This window comes from Faecalicatena contorta (assembly GCF_003149105.1).
Taxonomy (GTDB): domain Bacteria; phylum Bacillota; class Clostridia; order Lachnospirales; family Lachnospiraceae; genus Muricomes; species Muricomes contortus_C.
On record NZ_QGDS01000002.1, the window covers coordinates 514084 to 531845 of the forward strand.

The following is a 17762-nucleotide window of genomic DNA, read 5'->3' on the forward strand; positions in this document are numbered from 1 at the left end:
TGATATTAGTTACATACGTATAAAAAATTTCAAGAAATAGACAAATATAACACAATATATCCTAAAGTTGAAATAAAATTTCATTTATATTCAAGTTAATTGACAAAAACATTTCAACTGATAATATGTAGTTATAAGGCCGGTTCGAATATGATTCTTGGAAGGAGAAAAAGGATGGAAATTAGACACTATATCCAAAAGGATGAAACAGAGGTTGTTGATTTATGGAATCGAACCTGTACATTTGATGCGCTTGATGTTAAAAAGTTTCGGAGGCAGGCAATACTGGATGAGAATTTCGATGCGGATTTAAGCTGGGTTGCATTGGACAAAGGAATAATCATCGGCTTTATTTACGGAACAAAACGAAAGTTTCCATATCTGGAGCGGGGATTGGAACCGGAACGCGGCTGGGTCAATGTTCTGTTTGTAGACAAAGAATATCAGCACTGTGGAATTGGAACTCAACTGCTTACAAATTGTGAAAATGCTCTAAAAGAAGCTGGCTGCAAAAATATTACTCTGGGTGCATATTCGCCCAATTACTTCTTTCCTGGGGTAGATTCAGGGAATTATCCAATGGCAATCCGCTTTTTTGAAAAAATGGGATACATTCCTCAGGAAGAGCACTATTCAATGGGAAAAAATCTTCACGGTTATCAGATTCCGGAGAGAACAATTCAAAAACAAAAAGAGGCAGAAGAAAAAGGCTACCAATTTCTGAAATTCCGATATGAATATACCTTGGAGCTGCTGGAATTTCTGCAGATAGAATTCGGTGGCGGCTGGAAACGTAATGCATTGATTGCAATGCAAAAAGAAATTGCAGAAGATTTGATCCTGCTTGTACTAAATTGTGAAAACAAAATTTGTGGTTTTTGTATGAGGGCGATTGATGGAAATCCTATGAGGTTCGGTCCGATTGGAGTAGCGCAATCTGAAAGAAATGCTGGTATTGGAGGGATTCTTCTGGATATTCAATGCTGCGAAATGTCTAAAAAGGGAATATACAGAATGTATTTCGTAACAACAGACGAACCGGGAAGAAGATACTATGAACGGCATGGTCTGGAGGTATTTAGAACATTTATTTCTTACAAAAAGGAACTATAGTTTGATGTTGGATTCAGGAATGAGGAGGAAGCTTTATGAGTAATCAAAAAATCACATTAGACATTATTGAATTACTAGGAACCAAGGAAAACTTACTTTCTGTAGAAAATTGTATGACACGTGTACGTATCAATGTAAAAGATGTTGAAAAATGTGAGGTTGAGCAACTGAAAAAGTTAGAGTATATTTTAGGAACTACAGTACAGGGAAATAATGTGCAGCTCGTTGTAGGACCGGGTAAAAGCAGTAAAATTGCAGCAGAAATTTCCGAAATTACAGGAATTAAAAGCAGCGAGGTTGATGAAGCAGCAGTCCGAAAGGAAGAGAACCGGGAGAAGAATAATACACCGTTTAAAAGAGTACTAAAGAAGGTTGCTAGTGTATTTATTCCAATTCTACCTGCATTTATTGCATGTGGATTGATGGTAGCAATTTATGAAGCGGGCTATGTGTTTTTTCCGGGATTGGAGGAAACTGACTTTGGTAAGATCTTATCAGCCATTGCATATTCCGTGTTTAGTCTTTTGCCAATTATCGTGGGCTATAATACCGCAAAGGAATTTGGCGGTTCTCCAATTTTGGGGGCAGTATTGGCAGCAATTTTAAATACTGCCAGCATTACCGGAATTCATATCATGGGGATTGAATGTGCAGCTGGCCGGGGTGGCGTTATTTCTATCTTGATTGTTGCTGCAATTGGAGCAAAACTAGAGAGAATAATTCGGAAAAGAATGCCGGAAATATTGGATACATTCTTAACACCGCTTTTCACGATTTTTATCATGACGTTTTTAGGCCTTATTATTTTCCAGCCTCTTGCAGGACTTGTATCAGATACTGTAGGAAATTTTGTACAATATATTATTTATAATGTTCCGGCGTTAGCTGGTTTGGCAACCCTGGTTTATCTGCCGCTGGTTATGACAGGTATGCATCACGGTCTGATTGCTGTTAATGCACAGTTAATTACTGATTTTGGTGTAACATATTTGCTTCCGGTTACATGTATGGCAGGTGCAGGTCAGGTAGGAGCATCTTTTTATGTGCTTTTAAAAACCAAAAACAAACGTCTTAAAAAGGTGTGCAAGAATGCATTGCCGGTTGGGATGCTGGGAATTGGAGAACCTTTGATGTGGGGTGTGACGGTTCCATTAGGAAAACCATTTCTTGCTTCTTGCCTGGGCGGTGCAGTAGGTGGCAGCGCTGTGGCAATAATGCATGTGGCAGCAAAAATTCCGGAGTTATCAGGGCTGCAGCTTTCACTGATAACAACTAGTCCTCTTAAATATTTAATTGGTATTGCAATCTCATACGCAGCAGGTTTTCTATTCTGTATGCTATTAGGGTTTGCTGATCCGGAAGAAGAATAAATAAGATGAAAAGTGTACTTATTAGATTTCAAGAATATCAAGAGAAAGCAAGCAGTGCAGAGAGAATAGTGGTCCGGTTTATTTTAGAATACCCAAAAGAATCTTCTTCCTATACTATACATCAGTTGGCCGCTGCTTCTTTCTCATCTGCCTCAACAATCGTAAGACTATGTAAAAAAACAGGATTTTCAGGATATAAAGAATTTCAAAAAGCACTGATTGCGGAACTGATTATCCGTGAAGAAAGTGATAACGCCTACAGTGAAGAAATCCAAAGGGAAGACCGGCTGGAAGAACTTATTGCAAAGATTACCTATAAGAACATCACATCCCTGGAAAAAACCAGAAAATTGATGGACGAAGCTGTGCTGGAACAGTGTGTGGTTTTGTTAGAACAATGTCGGAACATTTGTTTTTTTGGTATCGGTTCTTCTCTTTTGGTGGCACAGGATGCCTATATGAAATTTTTGAGAGTAGATAAGGTATGTTTTATTCATAATGATTGGCACGTGCAGCAGCTTTATGCTAAAAATATGACCTCAAAAGATTTGGCTATTGTCATTAGCTATTCAGGTCTTATGGAAGAAATGGTGACATGTGCACAAATTGCAAAAGAAAGAGGGGCTTCTGTAATTGCAATTACCAGGGTTGCGGATTCAAAGCTGGCACGCGTAGCGGATTATAAGCTCTATGTGGCAGCTTCTGAATTCCTGATTCGAAGCGGGGCAATGTCTTCCCGAATTTCGCAATTAAATGTTGTGGATATTTTATATACAGCATATTTAAACCGGCATTTTGAAGAAGCTGCTATACAAGTGAAGAAAACGTATATACCAAAAAAACAGGAGGAATAGAATCTGTACTCAGAGGAAAGGATTAAAATGGAAAAAGAACAATTGCATCGGTTAAGTACGGAGATATCCAATCCAAAATCAAAAGAAATGGATATAATGGAAATTCATGAATTGTTGGTTTTAATGAATCAGGAAGATGAAAATGTAATAAAAACAGTCAGGAAAGCGATCCCGACAATCGAACAAGCGGTGAAACAAGTTATTTATGCACTCGAAAACGGAGGAAGACTAATTTATGTGGGCGCAGGAACGAGCGGAAGAATAGGGGTAATGGATGCGGTAGAATGTATTCCTACCTTTTCTACAACAGATGAAGTGATTGCAATTATGGCAGGTGGAGAAAAGGCCTTTGCCCGTGCAAATGAAGGAGCAGAAGATTCCGAGGAACTAGCCGCAAAAGACCTGGAAAACGTAAGATTAAAAAAAGAGGATGTGGTTTTGGCTATTGCAGCCTCCGGTAGAACACCCTATTGTATTGGAGCGCTGAAGGCGGCTAAAGAAAAAGGAGCAGCTTGTATCAGTCTTGCATGCAATTATCATGCCGCTATTTCTGATTATGCAGATATTGCAATAGAAGTAGATGCAGGACCAGAAGTGTTAACCGGTTCTACCAGACTCAAAGCGGGAACCTGCCAAAAATTGGTTTTGAATATGATATCAACTACAGCGATGGTGGGGATTGGCAAAGTATATGGTAATCACATGGTGGATATGAAGGCTACCAATCATAAGCTGGAAGACCGTGCAAAGCGGATTATAATGGAAAGTACGCAGTGTTCAGAAAATCAAGCAGTTTTGGCATTGCAGCAGGCAGATCAATCAATAAAGACAGCAATTGTAATGCTCCTGACAGGAGCATCACGAGAAGAAGCAGAACAGAAACTCTGTAAAGCAAAAGGGTTTGTAAAAAAATGTATCTAAACAGAAAATACATGGAGATTAGTATGGCTAAATTATTAAAAAGCAAAAAAGAGCATGTGATTGGAGCTCCGGTCAAAGGAAAGGCGGTACCGTTTCAGGAGGTGAATGATCCCATATTCCGTGAAGAGCTGCTGGGAAAGGGTATTGGAATAATTCCGATGGATGGACAGATTTATGCACCGGCAGATGGAAAAATAGACATGGTTTTTGATACCTTGCATGCACTAAGTATGACAACCGGAGATGGTGCAGAGATTTTAATTCATGTAGGGATTGATACAGTACAGCTAAAAGGAGATGGCTTTAAGAGCTATGTGAAGGCAGGTGACCGGATAAAAAAAGGAGCATCTCTGCTGAGCGTGGATTTGGAAAAAGTGAAAAGAAACGGATACGATTCAGTTACGCTGATGGTGGTTTGCAATACCGGGGATTACGCGTCGGTGGAAGGTATCTCTGGAATGGATATTTTAGCCGGAGATGATGTACTTATTATAAAAGAAAAATAAAAGTAATAGAAGAGGATGTATCTGTTAGTAGTTTAAATAAATATTAAGCAGACAATTGAACATTAGCATAAGCCCATAATCAGTTATTAAATCTAATTGATTATGGGCTTATTTTAGTGCCAGGGCTATTAGATGGTAATTTTAGAACTGCTGCTATAAAACAGAAGTGTATTTTTTATTCTAACAGGGCTGATGTAAAATCAGTCAACAATTTTGTTATTCCATCGTCAAGTGGTCCGTTTTGAGAAGGTTTTGCCCAATGTATAAAGTTTGATCTATTTGCCGCAGTTTTTTGTTGTTTTACGCAAATTGACTTTGGTAAAGCTGAGAATAAGCGCCCTTTGATGCCAAAAGCTGGTCATGGGTACCTTGTTCAATAATATTACCTTGTTCCATGACTAATATTAAATCGGCGTCCTGAATGGTAGAAAGCTTATGTGCGATGATAAAGCTTGTACGTCCCTTCATCAAATTATTCATAGCTTTTTGAATTTCCTTTTCGGTCCGTGTGTCCACACTGGAGGTGGCTTCATCCAAAATTAAAATAGCAGGGTCCGCTAAAATCGCACGGGCAATGGTCAATAGCTGGCGCTGTCCCTGGGATACGTTTGAACCGTCTTCTTCCAGTATCGTCTGATAACCGTCAGGCAGGGTGCGGATGAAATAATCTGCACGGGCGGATTTTGCCGCTGCTATAATTTCGGTATCGGTTGCATCCGGCTTTCCATAAGCAATATTATCACCAATGCTGCCGCTAAACAGCCACGTATCCTGCAGCACCATACCAAACAGGCTCCGCAGATCTGCGCGAGTCATGCGATTCGTTTCTATTCCGTCAATCAGAATACTACCGCTTTGAATATCATAAAAACGCATCAAAAGATTGACAAGGGTTGTTTTGCCGGCTCCAGTGTGTCCTACGATAGCTACTTTCTCTCCAGGGTTAACATGAAGGCAAATGTCTCTCATGAGCAGTATATTGGGATCATACCCAAATTGTACATGATCCAGTTCAACACGGCCCTGAGGCTTGTGGATGGAAACAGAGGATTGAGTATCCGGGGTTTCTTCAGGTTCATCCAGAATTTCAAAAAAGCGCTGTGCAGCCGCAAGAGCAGACTGCATCATATTGATAATATTAGCGGCTTGTATAATAGGTTCCGAAGCTTTATCGGTATATTGAATAAACATTTGTACAGTTCCAAGGCTCATTCGTCCCTGCATTAATGAAAAGGAGCTCATTACCGCAATGATGATGTACCCCAGGCTGTTTGTAATGCGTACGGCGGGTGCTACAAGATACTGCAGGATTTCTGCGTTGCGGCTATCCTTACAAAGCTGGTCGTTTATTTTTTTAAAGTTGTAAAAGGCTTCTTTTTCATGGTTAAAGGCTTTAATTACCAGATGACCAGTAAAAATCTCTTCAATATTGCCGTTTAGGCGGCCTAAAGTGGCTTGGTTTTTCAAAAATGATTTGCGGGAACGTTGTGTGATAAAAATAGTACCCACTGTTGCAAGACCAATGGTCAAAAACACTACCAGGCTCAGTCTGGGACTGATGATTAGCAGCATTGATATAGAAAAGATAACGCGGACAAATGAAGAGATTAATTGACTGACTCCTTGGCGCAGACTTTCTGCAATCTTTTCAATATCACTGGTGGTGCGGCTTAAAATCTCACCCTTTTCAGTGGAATCATAAAAGCGCAGCGGCAGGCGGTGCAGTTTTTTACTCATCGCACCACGCATGTTCAGGGAAACCGTTTCTGCAACTTCAGCAACCAGATATTCCTGTAGATAAGAGGCAGCAAAACTCAAAATATTAAGCGAAGTCAGGATAGCAATAATGGGCAGAAGAGGAGTTAAATCCATTGAATTTCCGGTGCCCGAAACTGTGCCTTTCATGATGTCTACAATTTGATCGATTCCATGACCGATATAAATAGGGGTTACTATAAAAGCGGCAGAACTAACGACTGCCCCCAAAAATACCATGAGCATTTTTAACCGCTGACCTTTAAAAAATTTGAACAGACGGCGTACTACATGTTTTTTTTGATTTTTCATAAAACCCCCTCCTGTCTAAGTTCTTCCTCACTTAATTGTGAAACTGCAATTTGCCGATAGATGGCGCAGTTTTCCATCAGCTCACTGTGGGTGCCAATTCCAGCCATTTTTCCTTCTTCCAGTACAATAATCTGGTCAGCATCCATAATAGTGCTGATTCTCTGGGCAACAATGACCAATATAGAATTTTGAACTTCTTTTTTTAATGCATGGCGAAGCATGGCATCAGTCTGAAAATCCAGAGCTGAGAAGCTGTCGTCGAATACATGCACTTCGGGCCTTTTTACCAGTGCACGTGCAATGGCAACTCTTTGCCGCTGGCCTCCGGAAAGGTTGGTACCACCTTGCGCTACATAGGCTTCATAACCTCCTTCCAGTTCAGAAATAAAGCTGTGAGCCTGAGCGATTTCTGCTGCATGCCGTACTTCCTCCATGCTGGCATCGGGCTTTCCAAAGCGAATATTATCCTCAATTGTACCCCGAAACAAAAACCCCTTTTGGGGTATAAATCCGATTTTATCACGCAAAACTTTTTGAGGGTATTGTTCAATATTTACCCCGTCCAATAAAATTTCTCCTTCCTGTATTCCATAAAAGCGTGGAATCAGGTTTGCAAGAGTAGATTTGCCGGAACCTGTGCTGCCAATGACAGCCGTAATCTGACCCGAGTGGGCAGTAAATGAAATATTATTGAGAACCGGCTCCTCTGCACCGGGATAACGGAACGATACATTGCGAAATTCCAGGCTGCCGCGTGTTTGTATTTCTGGAATGTGGTCTGTATCAGAAAGCGATGACTCTAAATTCAGTACAGCATTGATGCGGTGTAAGCAGGCCATCGCGCGGGGGATTTCCATGAATACCAATGCCCCCATAACACCGCTGAATAGAATGATTGTCATGTATTCAATTAGTGCAAATATACTGCCAATCTGTAAGGTGCCCTTTGTGACTTCTATTCCGCCGAACCACAAAATGAATACCACACACATATCGAGCAGTAAAAACAGTACAGGAATTAAAATAGCAAAAATACGGTTAATCTGCACCGCGATATCCCTAAAATCCCGGCAAGAGCCATAAAACCGCTCCTGCTCAAAGTTCTGGCGGTTAAAGGCACGTATGACCCGTGTACCTGTAATTTTTTCTCGTAATATGTAGGTCAGCCTATCCATTTTCACTTGAAGTGTTTCAAACATTGGAATCGCTTTTCTGCCAATTAGTATTGCTGCCAATAAAAAAAAGGCGATAAAACAGAGCAGCATCCAGGCCAGCCGAGCATTTGTACTAAAGGAAAGCGAAAAACCAACCACCATCATAATGGGGACCGGAAGCATGATGCGAAGGAATAATCCCCCGGTGCGCTGAATAATGGTAATATCCGACGTACAGCGGGTAATCATGGAAGCTGTACCAATTTTCTGAAAGTCGCTGCGTGAATAGCTCATCGCTTTTAAGAAAACTGCTTCACGCATATCGCCGCATAAGCGTGACATGACCTGTGCTGAATAAAAAGTAGATAAAACAGCTCCAACACCAGAAATAACAACGACGATAAGCATAAGAATGCCGGTTTTGTAGATATAATTCAAATCACTGTTGGCAACACCAATATTAATGATGTCTGCCACCAAGCTGGGCAGGTACAAAACACCTGCACTCTGGAACAGCAAACAGAGCAGTGCCAGTAAAAAATTGCCCCGATGGGGACGAAGAAAAGAATACAATTGCTTCATGTTTATGACCGAACCTTTCTGCTGCACAACAAAGCAAAGAAGGCAATAAAATTGAATCTTCTTAATGCAGCTTGTTTAAGTTGAGTATTGAACTTGGTTGCCTCTCCTGATTAAGGTAATAAAGGCTATCCTATGGCCCCTCTTGCCTATAAAATATTTCTGTGCTATTATAAACTATAGTGTTACCCGAATGTCAATAGGAGAGTTTTAAAATGCCAAATCTAAATGTTCAATACTTTACCACCAGTGAATTTGCCCGGATTTGCGGAGTAACAAAGCACACCTTGTTTCATTATGATGAGATTGGTCTGTTTTGCCCGCAGCACATTGGGAAGAATGGATACCGTTATTATACCGTAAAACAGTTTTATCAGTTTGATATGATTACCATTTTAAAGCGGGCAGGAACACCCTTGAAAGAAATTAAGGAGTTTATTAAGAATCAAAATCCGAAACATTTTGTAAACCTTTTAAAGGAAAAAGAAGCGTATTTGGAACAGGAAAAAAGAAAAATTGACCGAATGCAGCAACTGCTGCTTAATACAATCCGAACTACAACGACAGCAATGTGTGAGAAATATGGTGTGCCTCGGCTGGAGTTTTGTGAAGAAGAGTATTTTATGGTAATGGAAGTACCAAAGGAACGAGATGAGCGTATGCTATTGAAAGCTGTTGCTGATTATTTTAAGTATTGTGAAAAGCAGTCTTACAACTGCGATTTATCGCTGGGTGGAATCGTTGGAAAGGAAAAACTAGTACGAGAGGAATATACGGAGCCGGATTATTACTGCAGGCAGGTGGACCAGCCCTACCATAGTGAAAAAATGCACTGCAAACCGCGGGGAATGTATGTGGTTATGTTTCATCAAGGTGATTACAGTGCACTTCCACAATCCTACTGCAAGATGGTACAATATTTGTCTGATCAACAGATGGAGATCTGCGGCAACGCATATGAATACGATATGCTAAACTATTTGGCAGTCAGCGATCCAGAAAAGTATGTTATTCAAATTTCCATCCAGTGCCAAGCCAAAGATAAGAGTTGAGAGATTTACATACAAAATGGAAAGGCTAATTATGATCTTAACAAAAAAATCAAAGAGAGAATTATGAAACATTGGAGCACAACTATGCCGTTAGATAGGATTGTGTTATGGTCAGTAGAAACGTCTGGAATTTCACAAGATGTCTGTGGTGCATTGAAAAATATTAAATTTACAAATTTAATGAAATGAAATCCGGTTTTCTTCTGTGAGCTGACAATTTATTACGAATAAGAGGTTAAGTGAAAATAGATAAATTGTAAAGGAGTGAAATCAAAATGTCTAAAAAAGAAGACGTATTTGGACAAGCTAAAATAAACGAGGATACAGAATTACTTATAAATCTTAGAAAAACTTTAGAGGAAATAAAACAGATATAAGTATAATATGAAAGGATTTGCTTTATGAAAGAGTTCATAATTATGGATACAGTAATTTCAATTGAAGAATTATTTGAATCAATGCCGGTTGCAATGGTATTAGTAGACCGCAATGGAGAGCATATTGTCTTGAATCAGACCCTTGCTTCAATCAGTGGTTTGCAAAGTGAAAGTCTTGTGGGTAGAAAAGTTGCAGAGATGAGCAAGGTAAGTGGAGAAAATATCTCTCGTGATTTTCTTGCGTTTGATGCAAATGAATCAATTCCAGACCATGAAGTGGTTATTGGTAACAAAACATTTTTGGTTTCAGTTCGTCCACTTCGAAACCATAGTGGATATGCTGTTGCTGAGATGGTTGTATTAACGGATATTACAAAAACAAAAGAATTGGAAGAAAAACTGAAAGAAACAAACAGACAGCTTTGTTATTTGTCAAGTTATGATGCTTTAACAGATGTTTTAAATGCGCGTGCTTATTATGAAGCAGCAGAAAAAATATTTTTGTTAGCACAGCGCACTCAAGCCTCTTTTTCGGTTCTGTTTTTGGACTTAGATCATTTCAAGAAAATTAATGATACCTATAGCCATAGTGCCGGAAACATTGTTCTTGCGTGTGTTGGAAAATGCATAAAAGATATCTGTCGGGATAGTGATTTGATTGGTCGGGTAGGTGGAGAAGAATTTTCTGTCTTTCTGCCCGAAACTGATTATAAGCATGCGTTTATCCTTGCAGAAAAGCTTCGAAAAAATATTGAACAGTTAAGTATTAAAGTTGGGGAACATACTTTAAAAACTACTGTTAGTATTGGTATTGCCTCAAATAAAGAAGACTATGAATCGGTTTCAGATATACAGAGGGACGCGGATAATGCTATGTACAAAGCAAAAAGAAGTGGCCGGAATAGGGTGTCTGGTTTAAATTAAACAGAGAAAATGATGTTTCATATTATGCTGGAAAGAGAGAGTGTGTCTTTTGTTAGAAGTCAAGACTAAGCTAGAAGGTAAAATTATACCTATCTATGCCTGTACTCAATCAAATAAACAGTTGTTTACCCAAGCAGCGCAAACAGAACGAATGTTTACAAAGAGATATAAAAAATGTCTAAAACTTTATATAATAAAGCTTTAGACATCTTTAAACTAAGAGCGATAGACGGGATTCGAACCCGCGACCCCGACCTTGGCAAGGTCGTACTCTACCAACTGAGCCACTATCGCGTATGTTGTATGTTTCCTGACCGGAACAATAATTACTATACTACATGGGGGTTGCATTGTCAACAACTTTTTCCAATATTTTTAAATTTATGTGAAGTACAGTCTGAGCCCGATTTGCAGGCCCGACTTGTGAAAGAACTAACGCTAGTGTTATCCCCCATTTTATGCTATAATATGACCCATGAAAAATTTGCGGTAAGATATGAGGTGTAAGGATGGAAAGAAAGAAAATTAAAATAGCGTTGCTTGGCCTGGGTACTGTGGGAACAGGGGTTTATAAATTAATACAGAGACGTGCCGATGTAATGGAGCATACCATAGGAGCAGAACTGGAGCTCTCCAAGATTTTGGTACACAATATAAATAAAGCGAGAGAGGGTGTGGATACCTCCCTTTTAACGGATAACTGGCAGGATATTTTGCAGGATAAGGACATTCAGATTGTCATAGAGGTTGTGGGCGGCATTGAACCGGCTAAGACCATGATTCTGGAGGCCCTGTGTGCAGGCAAGAATGTTGTTACGGCAAATAAGGATCTGGTGGCGGAGTACGGAAAAGAGCTCTTGGATGCTGCTGAAGAGAATAAATGCGACTTCTTATTTGAAGCAGCAGTGGCAGGCGGAATCCCAATTATACGGCCTTTGAAGCAGTGTCTGGCCGGGAATGACGTTTCTGAGGTTATGGGCATTGTAAATGGGACAACCAATTATATTCTGACCAAGATGTTTGAGGAGAATGTGAGTTTTGGGGAGGCTCTGGCAAAGGCAACTGAGCTGGGCTATGCGGAGGCAGATCCTACGGCTGATGTGGAGGGCTTGGATGCGGGAAGAAAAGTAGCAATCATGGCTTCCATCGCATTTCACTCCAGGGTTGTATTTGGAGATGTTTATACAGAAGGAATTACGAAGATTACAGCGGAAGATATCCTATATGCAAAGGAATTTGACAGTGTCATAAAACTGTTGGGAGTGGCTCGTAATACGGAAGGCGGAATTGAGGTAGGGGTTTATCCCATGCTCTTAAACAAGGAGCATCCACTGGCTTCTGTGCGGGATTCTTTCAATGCAGTTTTCGTGCATGGGGATGCAGTAGATGATGCTATGTTTTATGGAAGAGGAGCGGGCGAGCTGCCTACTGCAAGTGCAGTAATGGGTGACATTATTGATGTGGCAAGAGATTTGCAGTATGAATGTACAGGACGGATTAGCTGTACTTGCTATAAGAAGCTTCCTATCAAAGATTTTGATGATGTAAAGAATAAGTTTTTCATCAGAATGCAGGTGAAAAATCAGCCGGGGGTACTGGCATGTATTGCTAAGGTATTTGCAGACCACAAGGTCAGCATTGCCAGGGTTGTGCAGAAACGCGTACATGATGACCAGGCAGAGTTAGTTATTGTGACAGAAAAGGTAAAAGAATACCATTTAAAAGATTCACTTAAGGAATTAAAAGAAAAGGACAGCATCCAGGAAATCAGCAGTGTTATCAGGGAATACTAAAGCCCTGTACCAAGAAACAGGGAATGTCTGTAGGTCACGGAAATCGTGGTGAATGTAAAGGGGGTGTGTGGAGTTGACACACCCCCTTTATCATGATATAACAGAGTATAGTAAGTGCATAGCAAGCTATATATAAAACTTATTTACAGGAAGGAGAAGACATGGAGCGAAGAAACCAGCCAATCGGATTTACAGTGAAGCAGATTAATAATGTATTTGAAAAAGATTTAAATGAAAAGCTGAAAACGATTGGAATAACAGCGTCTCAATGTGCGGTGCTGGATTACCTGTTTCACACAAATAAGGAAGAAGTGAATCAGCGGGATGTCGAGCGTCACCTGAGCCTGAAAAATCCGACTGTGACAGGACTCTTAAAAAGGCTGGATGAAAAAGGCTTTGTACTCTGTGTTCCAAATACCAATGACAAACGCAGGAAGAATATTTATCTGACGGAAAAGGCCTACGACATCCAGAGACGGATGGAGGCTGACCGCAAAAAGATGGATAGGCAGATGACCCGGGGTATGACGAAAAGGGAAATAGCAGCTCTCACCAGAGGGCTGGAAAAGCTGCTTTATAATATAGCAGATCCATAAGGTGAATTGTCAGAATTGACAGAAAATGGAGAGCAAAAGGGACAGTCCCCAATCAAAAGGGTCAGACCCCTAAGAAAGGAGTCAATTATAATATGAGTTATGCAGATAAGATGTTTATTGAGATGTGCAGGGATATTATTGAGAACGGCACAAGTACGGAGGGGGAGAAGGTACGTCCTGTATGGGAGGACCAGACGCCCGCTTATACGATTAAGAAGTTTGGTGTTGTGAACCGTTATGATTTACGGAAGGAATTTCCGGCACTGACGCTCAGACGGACCGGAATTAAGAGCTGTGTGGATGAGCTGTTGTGGATCTGGCAGAAGAAGTCTAATAATATCCATGAACTGAACAGTCATATCTGGGACAGCTGGGCAGATGAGGATGGCTCGATTGGGAAGGCTTACGGCTATCAGATGGGAGTGAAGCATTCCTATAGAGAAGGTATGATGGATCAGGTGGACCGGGTAATTTATGATCTGAAAAACAATCCGTACAGCCGGAGAATTATGACCAATATATATGTACATCGGGATTTACATGAGATGAATCTGTATCCGTGTGCATATAGCATGACTTTTAATGTAACAAAGGAAAAGGATAGTGACAGGCTGACCCTGAACGGGATTCTGAACCAGCGTTCCCAGGATGTGCTGACGGCAAATAACTGGAATGTGTGTCAGTATTCTGTGCTTCTTCACATGCTGGCGCAGGTATGTGATATGAATGTGGGAGAGTTTGTCCATGTGATTGCAGATGCACATATCTATGACAGGCACATTCCTCTTGTTGAGAAGCTGATTTCCAGGGAACCTCTTCCTGCGCCGAAGTTCTGGCTGAACCCGGAGGTGAAGGATTTCTATGAATTTACCAGGGAGGATGTGCAGTTAATTGACTATGAGACACACCCGCAGATAAAAAATATACCGGTTGCCATATAATTTTACAGGAAATGGCTTCCGTTAGGCACTATGCAGAGTGAAAGAAGATATGAGACCGGAGGGGTATATATGAATTTAATTGTGGCAGCAGATAAAAATTGGGCTATTGGATATAAGAACAAATTACTAGTCAGTATACCGTCTGATATGAAGTTTTTCCGTCAGACCACAATGGGAAAAGTAATTGTCATGGGACGTAAAACGCTGGAAAGCTTCCCGAACGGAATTCCGCTGAAAGGCAGAACTAATATCGTACTGACAGCTAACAAAGGATACAGTGTAAAAGGAGCAGTTGTTGTTCATACTTTAGAAGGGCTGCTGGAAGAATTAAAAAAGTATTCTCCGGAAGATATTTATATAATTGGAGGAGAAAGTGTCTACCGTCAGCTTCTTCCATATTGTGACAAGGCTTATGTCACAAAGATTGACCATGCTTTTCAGGCAGATACCTATTTCCCAAATCTGGATGACCTGGAAGATTGGGAAATGACAGAGGCAAGTGAAGAGCAGACTTGCTTTGATTTGGAATATATATTTACAACCTATAAACGGAAGTAAGAGCTCAGACAGGGAAGGTAAGTGAAGACTCGTGAAATGGATTGTGCCAGGAGAAAGAGCAGAAAGAAGATGGAAACAGGTACTGTTCCTATGCCTGATTCTGATTTTGGGGTGTGCAGCGGCAGGCTGCAAATCAGTGCCGGAGCAGAGCAGCTCTGATAAGTCAGACGGGAAAATCAAAGTAGTGACGACTATCTTTCCCCAGTATGATTTTGTGCGCCAGATTGCAGGCGATAAGGTAGAATTGAAAATGCTTTTGAAGCCGGGAGAGGAGAGCCACTCTTATGAGCCAACCCCTCAGGATATCCTTTCCATTCAGAATTGTGATTTATTTTTGTATGTGGGAGGGGAAAATGATGAATGGATTGAGGATATTCTATCCTCTCTGGATATGGGAAAGATGGAAACACTTCGCCTGGTAGATTGTGTGGATACGGTAGAGGAGGAGCATATTGAGGGGATGAAGGAAGAGCGCCATGAGCATGAGGAAGCCGAAGGTGAGTACGATGAACACGTGTGGACCTCTCCCTCAAATGTTATAAAGATTGTAGGCGATATTACAGCACTTCTGTGCCAAATAGACCCTTCTAATGCGGAGGTTTACAGGCAGAATGCAAAGTCTTATGATGGAAAGCTGAAGAAGCTGGATGAAGAGCTTCGGGATGTGGCAGATCATTCTGCCCGGCATACCCTCTTATTTGGAGACCGATTCCCATTCCGTTACTTTGCAGATGCCTATGGCCTGACATATTATGCTGCATTTCCGGGCTGTGCGTCTGATACGGAACCCAGTGCTGCAACAATGGCCTATCTTATTAATAAAGTGAGGGATGAAAACATTCCTCTGGTCTTAAAAATGGAATTAAGCAGTGACCATATTGCGGAAGCTATTGCAGAGGCAACCGGGACTAAGGTCGGAGTCTTTTATAGCTGCCATAATGTTACGGCACAGCAGTTTCAAAACGGTGAGACTTATTTGAGTATGATGGAGAGAAACGCAGAGACGTTAAAGGAGGCACTGGCGGATGGCGCTAATTAAATGCGAAAATATTTCGATTGCATATGAAGGTCAGACAGTAGTGCATGATTTGTCTTTTCAGATTGGACAGAATGACTATATCTGCATTGTAGGAGAAAATGGTTCCGGGAAAAGCACACTTGTGAAAAGCCTGCTCGGACTGAAGGCCCCGGCAAAGGGCAGGATTGAGCTGGGAGATGGGCTAAAGGCTAATGAGATAGGTTATCTCCCCCAACAGAAAGATGTGCATAAGGATTTTCCAGCCAGCGTCTACGAGGTTGTTTTGTCAGGACGGTTAAACAGCAGGGGATTCCGGCCATTTTATACAGGGACAGATAAAAGCAAGGTGAGAGAAAATATGGAGCTCCTTGGTATCCATGATCTGGAAAGGCATTGTTTCCGAGACCTGTCGGGTGGACAGAAGCAAAGAGTACTTCTCGCAAGGGCACTGTGCGCTACCCAAAAGCTGCTTTTGCTCGATGAGCCTGTGACCGGACTGGACCCGATCGTAACCCAGGAGTTCTACCAATTGATTCATGAGATAAATAAAACGTCCGGGATAGCCGTAGTTATGGTGTCCCATGATATTGAGGCGGTGGTAGAGTACGCCAGCCATGTCCTGCATCTTCAGGAAACAGCATTGTTCTTTGGTACTGCAAGGGATTATAAAGCAAGTGAAGTTGGAAAAGCATTCCTGGGAGGTGGGGCACATGTTTGAAAAACTGATTGAGATGTTTTCCTACCCATTTATGGTAAGAGCAATTTTGGTAGGCGTTATGGTCTCTTTATGCTCCGCACTGCTGGGGGTCAGCCTTGTGCTGAAGCGCTATTCTATGATTGGTGACGGACTGTCCCATGTGGGCTTTGGCGCCCTTGCAATCGCTGCGGCTGTAAATGCGGCTCCCTTGACATTTGCCATTCCTATCGTTATTTTAGCGGCGGTACTTCTTCTGCGTATCAGCGGAAACAGTAAAATAAAAGGGGATGCGGCAATCGCCCTGATTTCAACCAGCGCCCTGGCAATTGGCGTTATGGTCATATCCATGACCACCGGAATGAATACAGATGTTTATAATTACATGTTCGGCAGCATTTTGGCTATGAGTACAGGTGATGTGAAGATGAGTATTGTGCTTTCGGCAGCAGTGCTGGTTTTATATATTCTGTTTTATCAGAAGATATTCGCCATCACATTTGATGAGACTTTTGCACTGGCAACGGGAGTGAAGGTGAATCTTTATAATACATTGATTGCCGTTCTGACCGCGGTTACGATTGTGTTGGGGATGCGTATGATGGGAGCATTGCTGATTTCCAGTCTTATTATTTTCCCGGCATTGATCTCTATGCGGATATGTAAGACATTCAAAAGCGTCATTGTAAACTCTGCGGTGACATCTGTCATTTGTTTGTTTATTGGAATTACGATTTCTTATGTATGGGCTACCCCTGCAGGAGCCAGTGTAGTGGTTGTAAATTTGGGAGCACTTATATTATATACAATGATTGGTGTGGTAAAAAACAGAAGCTTCTTATCCGGAAAATAGGCAGGGCCTGGTGATTTGGCTGATGGATTAAGATAAAAAATATCAAGAAGTCCACGTTGACAAAGCTAAAACTACACACTATAATGAGTATAATTTCTACACAAAGTAAAACTTGTAAAATGCAGAGACAAGGAGGAGTACGTAATCATCGGATGCCAAGAGAGGAGACGGCTGGTGTAAGTCTTCATGAAGAGATTACGGAAGTAGCCTTTGAGCAGTGGAACGAACAGGCAGAAGCCTCAGTAGGGTTCAACGTAATTCCCACGTTACAGGGAAACAGTATCGGATGAAGTTCCCGTACTGGCAGAGTGCAAAGAGAATACTCTTTGAAGTTAGGTGGTAACACGGATTGCAAATTCGCCCTAAGCTAATAATAGCTTAGGGCTTTTTCT

The 17762-nt window shown here is 41.2% G+C and carries 16 protein-coding genes, 1 tRNA gene and 1 other annotated feature; of the genes, 14 read left to right on the forward strand and 3 right to left on the reverse strand.

From position 1 onward, the window contains the following. The first annotated feature begins 174 nt into the window (after nt 1-174). The 5 genes from A8805_RS05685 to A8805_RS05705 are packed head-to-tail and all read left to right on the forward strand — an operon-like array spanning nt 175 to nt 4764. Nucleotides 175-1113 carry a GNAT family N-acetyltransferase gene (locus tag A8805_RS05685; protein WP_109709221.1) on the forward strand — a complete coding sequence of 313 codons (939 nt, stop codon included), beginning with the start codon at nt 175-177 and terminating at the stop codon, nt 1111-1113. A 35-nt stretch (nt 1114-1148) separates the two neighbouring features. After that, the gene (locus A8805_RS05690) at nt 1149-2483 is read left to right on the forward strand and encodes a PTS transporter subunit EIIC (RefSeq protein ID WP_109709222.1); all 1335 of its coding nucleotides are present in this window, start codon (nt 1149-1151) and stop codon (nt 2481-2483) included. Nucleotides 2484-2488: 5 nt separating this feature from the next. Then, nucleotides 2489-3337: a MurR/RpiR family transcriptional regulator gene (locus A8805_RS05695; RefSeq protein ID WP_109709223.1), complete on the forward strand. Its 849-nt coding sequence runs from the start codon at nt 2489-2491 to the stop codon at nt 3335-3337. Between the two features lie 27 nt (nt 3338-3364). Then, nucleotides 3365-4258, forward strand: coding sequence for an N-acetylmuramic acid 6-phosphate etherase (murQ, locus tag A8805_RS05700; RefSeq protein ID WP_109709224.1), 894 nt, complete (start codon nt 3365-3367; stop codon nt 4256-4258). A 23-nt stretch (nt 4259-4281) separates the two neighbouring features. After that, nucleotides 4282-4764 carry a PTS sugar transporter subunit IIA gene (locus A8805_RS05705; protein WP_109709225.1) on the forward strand — a complete coding sequence of 161 codons (483 nt, stop codon included), beginning with the start codon at nt 4282-4284 and terminating at the stop codon, nt 4762-4764. Nucleotides 4765-5064: 300 nt separating this feature from the next. Here A8805_RS05705 and A8805_RS05710 read toward each other — a convergent pair whose 3' ends face one another. Both A8805_RS05710 and A8805_RS05715 read right to left on the reverse strand, forming a co-directional pair. Continuing rightward, complete coding sequence (locus tag A8805_RS05710; protein ID WP_109709226.1) at nt 5065-6831, reverse strand: ABC transporter ATP-binding protein; 1767 nt, start codon at nt 6829-6831, stop codon at nt 5065-5067. Beyond that, complete coding sequence (locus A8805_RS05715; protein WP_109709227.1) at nt 6828-8567, reverse strand: ABC transporter ATP-binding protein; 1740 nt, start codon at nt 8565-8567, stop codon at nt 6828-6830. The genes A8805_RS05710 and A8805_RS05715 overlap by 4 nt, the downstream gene beginning before the upstream one ends. Nucleotides 8568-8779: 212 nt before the next feature. Here A8805_RS05715 and A8805_RS05720 point away from each other — a divergent pair, with 212 nt between their 5' ends. Together A8805_RS05720 and A8805_RS05725 are read left to right on the forward strand one after the other, a co-directional pair. After that, complete coding sequence (locus A8805_RS05720) at nt 8780-9616, forward strand: MerR family transcriptional regulator (RefSeq protein WP_109709228.1); 837 nt, start codon at nt 8780-8782, stop codon at nt 9614-9616. A 419-nt stretch (nt 9617-10035) separates the two neighbouring features. Next, a complete protein-coding gene (locus tag A8805_RS05725; RefSeq protein ID WP_181392744.1) occupies nt 10036-10917 on the forward strand; it encodes a sensor domain-containing diguanylate cyclase in 882 nt (293 codons plus the stop codon). Between the two features lie 221 nt (nt 10918-11138). On the opposite strand, the gene A8805_RS05730 is transcribed toward A8805_RS05725, so the two are convergent. Further along, nucleotides 11139-11211, reverse strand: a tRNA-Gly gene (locus tag A8805_RS05730). 215 nt (nt 11212-11426) lie between these two features. Here A8805_RS05730 and A8805_RS05735 point away from each other — a divergent pair. From A8805_RS05735 to A8805_RS05765, 7 genes are all read left to right on the forward strand, one after another. Beyond that, a complete protein-coding gene (locus A8805_RS05735) occupies nt 11427-12710 on the forward strand; it encodes a homoserine dehydrogenase (protein ID WP_109709230.1) in 1284 nt (427 codons plus the stop codon). Between the two features lie 161 nt (nt 12711-12871). Continuing rightward, entirely contained in the window at nt 12872-13306 is a 435-nt protein-coding gene (locus tag A8805_RS05740) for a MarR family winged helix-turn-helix transcriptional regulator (RefSeq protein WP_109709231.1), read from the forward strand. A 92-nt stretch (nt 13307-13398) separates the two neighbouring features. Continuing rightward, nucleotides 13399-14247 carry a thymidylate synthase gene (thyA, locus tag A8805_RS05745; protein ID WP_109709232.1) on the forward strand — a complete coding sequence of 283 codons (849 nt, stop codon included), beginning with the start codon at nt 13399-13401 and terminating at the stop codon, nt 14245-14247. A gap of 69 nt (nt 14248-14316) precedes the next feature. Continuing rightward, a complete protein-coding gene (locus tag A8805_RS05750; protein ID WP_109709282.1) occupies nt 14317-14805 on the forward strand; it encodes a dihydrofolate reductase in 489 nt (162 codons plus the stop codon). Nucleotides 14806-14845: 40 nt separating this feature from the next. After that, entirely contained in the window at nt 14846-15844 is a 999-nt protein-coding gene (locus A8805_RS05755) for a metal ABC transporter substrate-binding protein (protein ID WP_242992293.1), read from the forward strand. Next, nucleotides 15831-16541 carry a metal ABC transporter ATP-binding protein gene (locus A8805_RS05760; RefSeq protein WP_109709233.1) on the forward strand — a complete coding sequence of 237 codons (711 nt, stop codon included), beginning with the start codon at nt 15831-15833 and terminating at the stop codon, nt 16539-16541. Before A8805_RS05755 ends, A8805_RS05760 begins: the two co-directional genes overlap by 14 nt. Then, a complete protein-coding gene (locus A8805_RS05765) occupies nt 16534-17370 on the forward strand; it encodes a metal ABC transporter permease (RefSeq protein WP_109709234.1) in 837 nt (278 codons plus the stop codon). Before A8805_RS05760 ends, A8805_RS05765 begins: the two co-directional genes overlap by 8 nt. A 115-nt stretch (nt 17371-17485) precedes the next feature. Then, nucleotides 17486-17738: a binding site (T-box leader), on the forward strand. Nucleotides 17739-17762 lie beyond the last annotated feature (24 nt).

What these genes read in the sequence shown, in the direction of transcription:
- A8805_RS05685 (WP_109709221.1), top strand. Translation starts at nt 175, where the DNA reads ATGGAAATTAGACACTATATCCAAAAGGATGAAACAGAGGTTGTTGAT.
- A8805_RS05690 (WP_109709222.1), top strand. Translation starts at nt 1,149, where the DNA reads ATGAGTAATCAAAAAATCACATTAGACATTATTGAATTACTAGGAACC.
- A8805_RS05695 (WP_109709223.1), top strand. Translation starts at nt 2,489, where the DNA reads ATGAAAAGTGTACTTATTAGATTTCAAGAATATCAAGAGAAAGCAAGC.
- murQ (WP_109709224.1), top strand. Translation starts at nt 3,365, where the DNA reads ATGGAAAAAGAACAATTGCATCGGTTAAGTACGGAGATATCCAATCCA.
- A8805_RS05705 (WP_109709225.1), top strand. Translation starts at nt 4,282, where the DNA reads ATGGCTAAATTATTAAAAAGCAAAAAAGAGCATGTGATTGGAGCTCCG.
- A8805_RS05710 (WP_109709226.1), bottom strand. Translation starts at nt 6,831, where the DNA reads ATGAAAAATCAAAAAAAACATGTAGTACGCCGTCTGTTCAAATTTTTT.
- A8805_RS05715 (WP_109709227.1), bottom strand. Translation starts at nt 8,567, where the DNA reads ATGAAGCAATTGTATTCTTTTCTTCGTCCCCATCGGGGCAATTTTTTA.
- A8805_RS05720 (WP_109709228.1), top strand. Translation starts at nt 8,780, where the DNA reads ATGCCAAATCTAAATGTTCAATACTTTACCACCAGTGAATTTGCCCGG.
- A8805_RS05725 (WP_181392744.1), top strand. Translation starts at nt 10,036, where the DNA reads ATGGATACAGTAATTTCAATTGAAGAATTATTTGAATCAATGCCGGTT.
- A8805_RS05735 (WP_109709230.1), top strand. Translation starts at nt 11,427, where the DNA reads ATGGAAAGAAAGAAAATTAAAATAGCGTTGCTTGGCCTGGGTACTGTG.
- A8805_RS05740 (WP_109709231.1), top strand. Translation starts at nt 12,872, where the DNA reads ATGGAGCGAAGAAACCAGCCAATCGGATTTACAGTGAAGCAGATTAAT.
- thyA (WP_109709232.1), top strand. Translation starts at nt 13,399, where the DNA reads ATGAGTTATGCAGATAAGATGTTTATTGAGATGTGCAGGGATATTATT.
- A8805_RS05750 (WP_109709282.1), top strand. Translation starts at nt 14,317, where the DNA reads ATGAATTTAATTGTGGCAGCAGATAAAAATTGGGCTATTGGATATAAG.
- A8805_RS05760 (WP_109709233.1), top strand. Translation starts at nt 15,831, where the DNA reads ATGGCGCTAATTAAATGCGAAAATATTTCGATTGCATATGAAGGTCAG.
- A8805_RS05765 (WP_109709234.1), top strand. Translation starts at nt 16,534, where the DNA reads ATGTTTGAAAAACTGATTGAGATGTTTTCCTACCCATTTATGGTAAGA.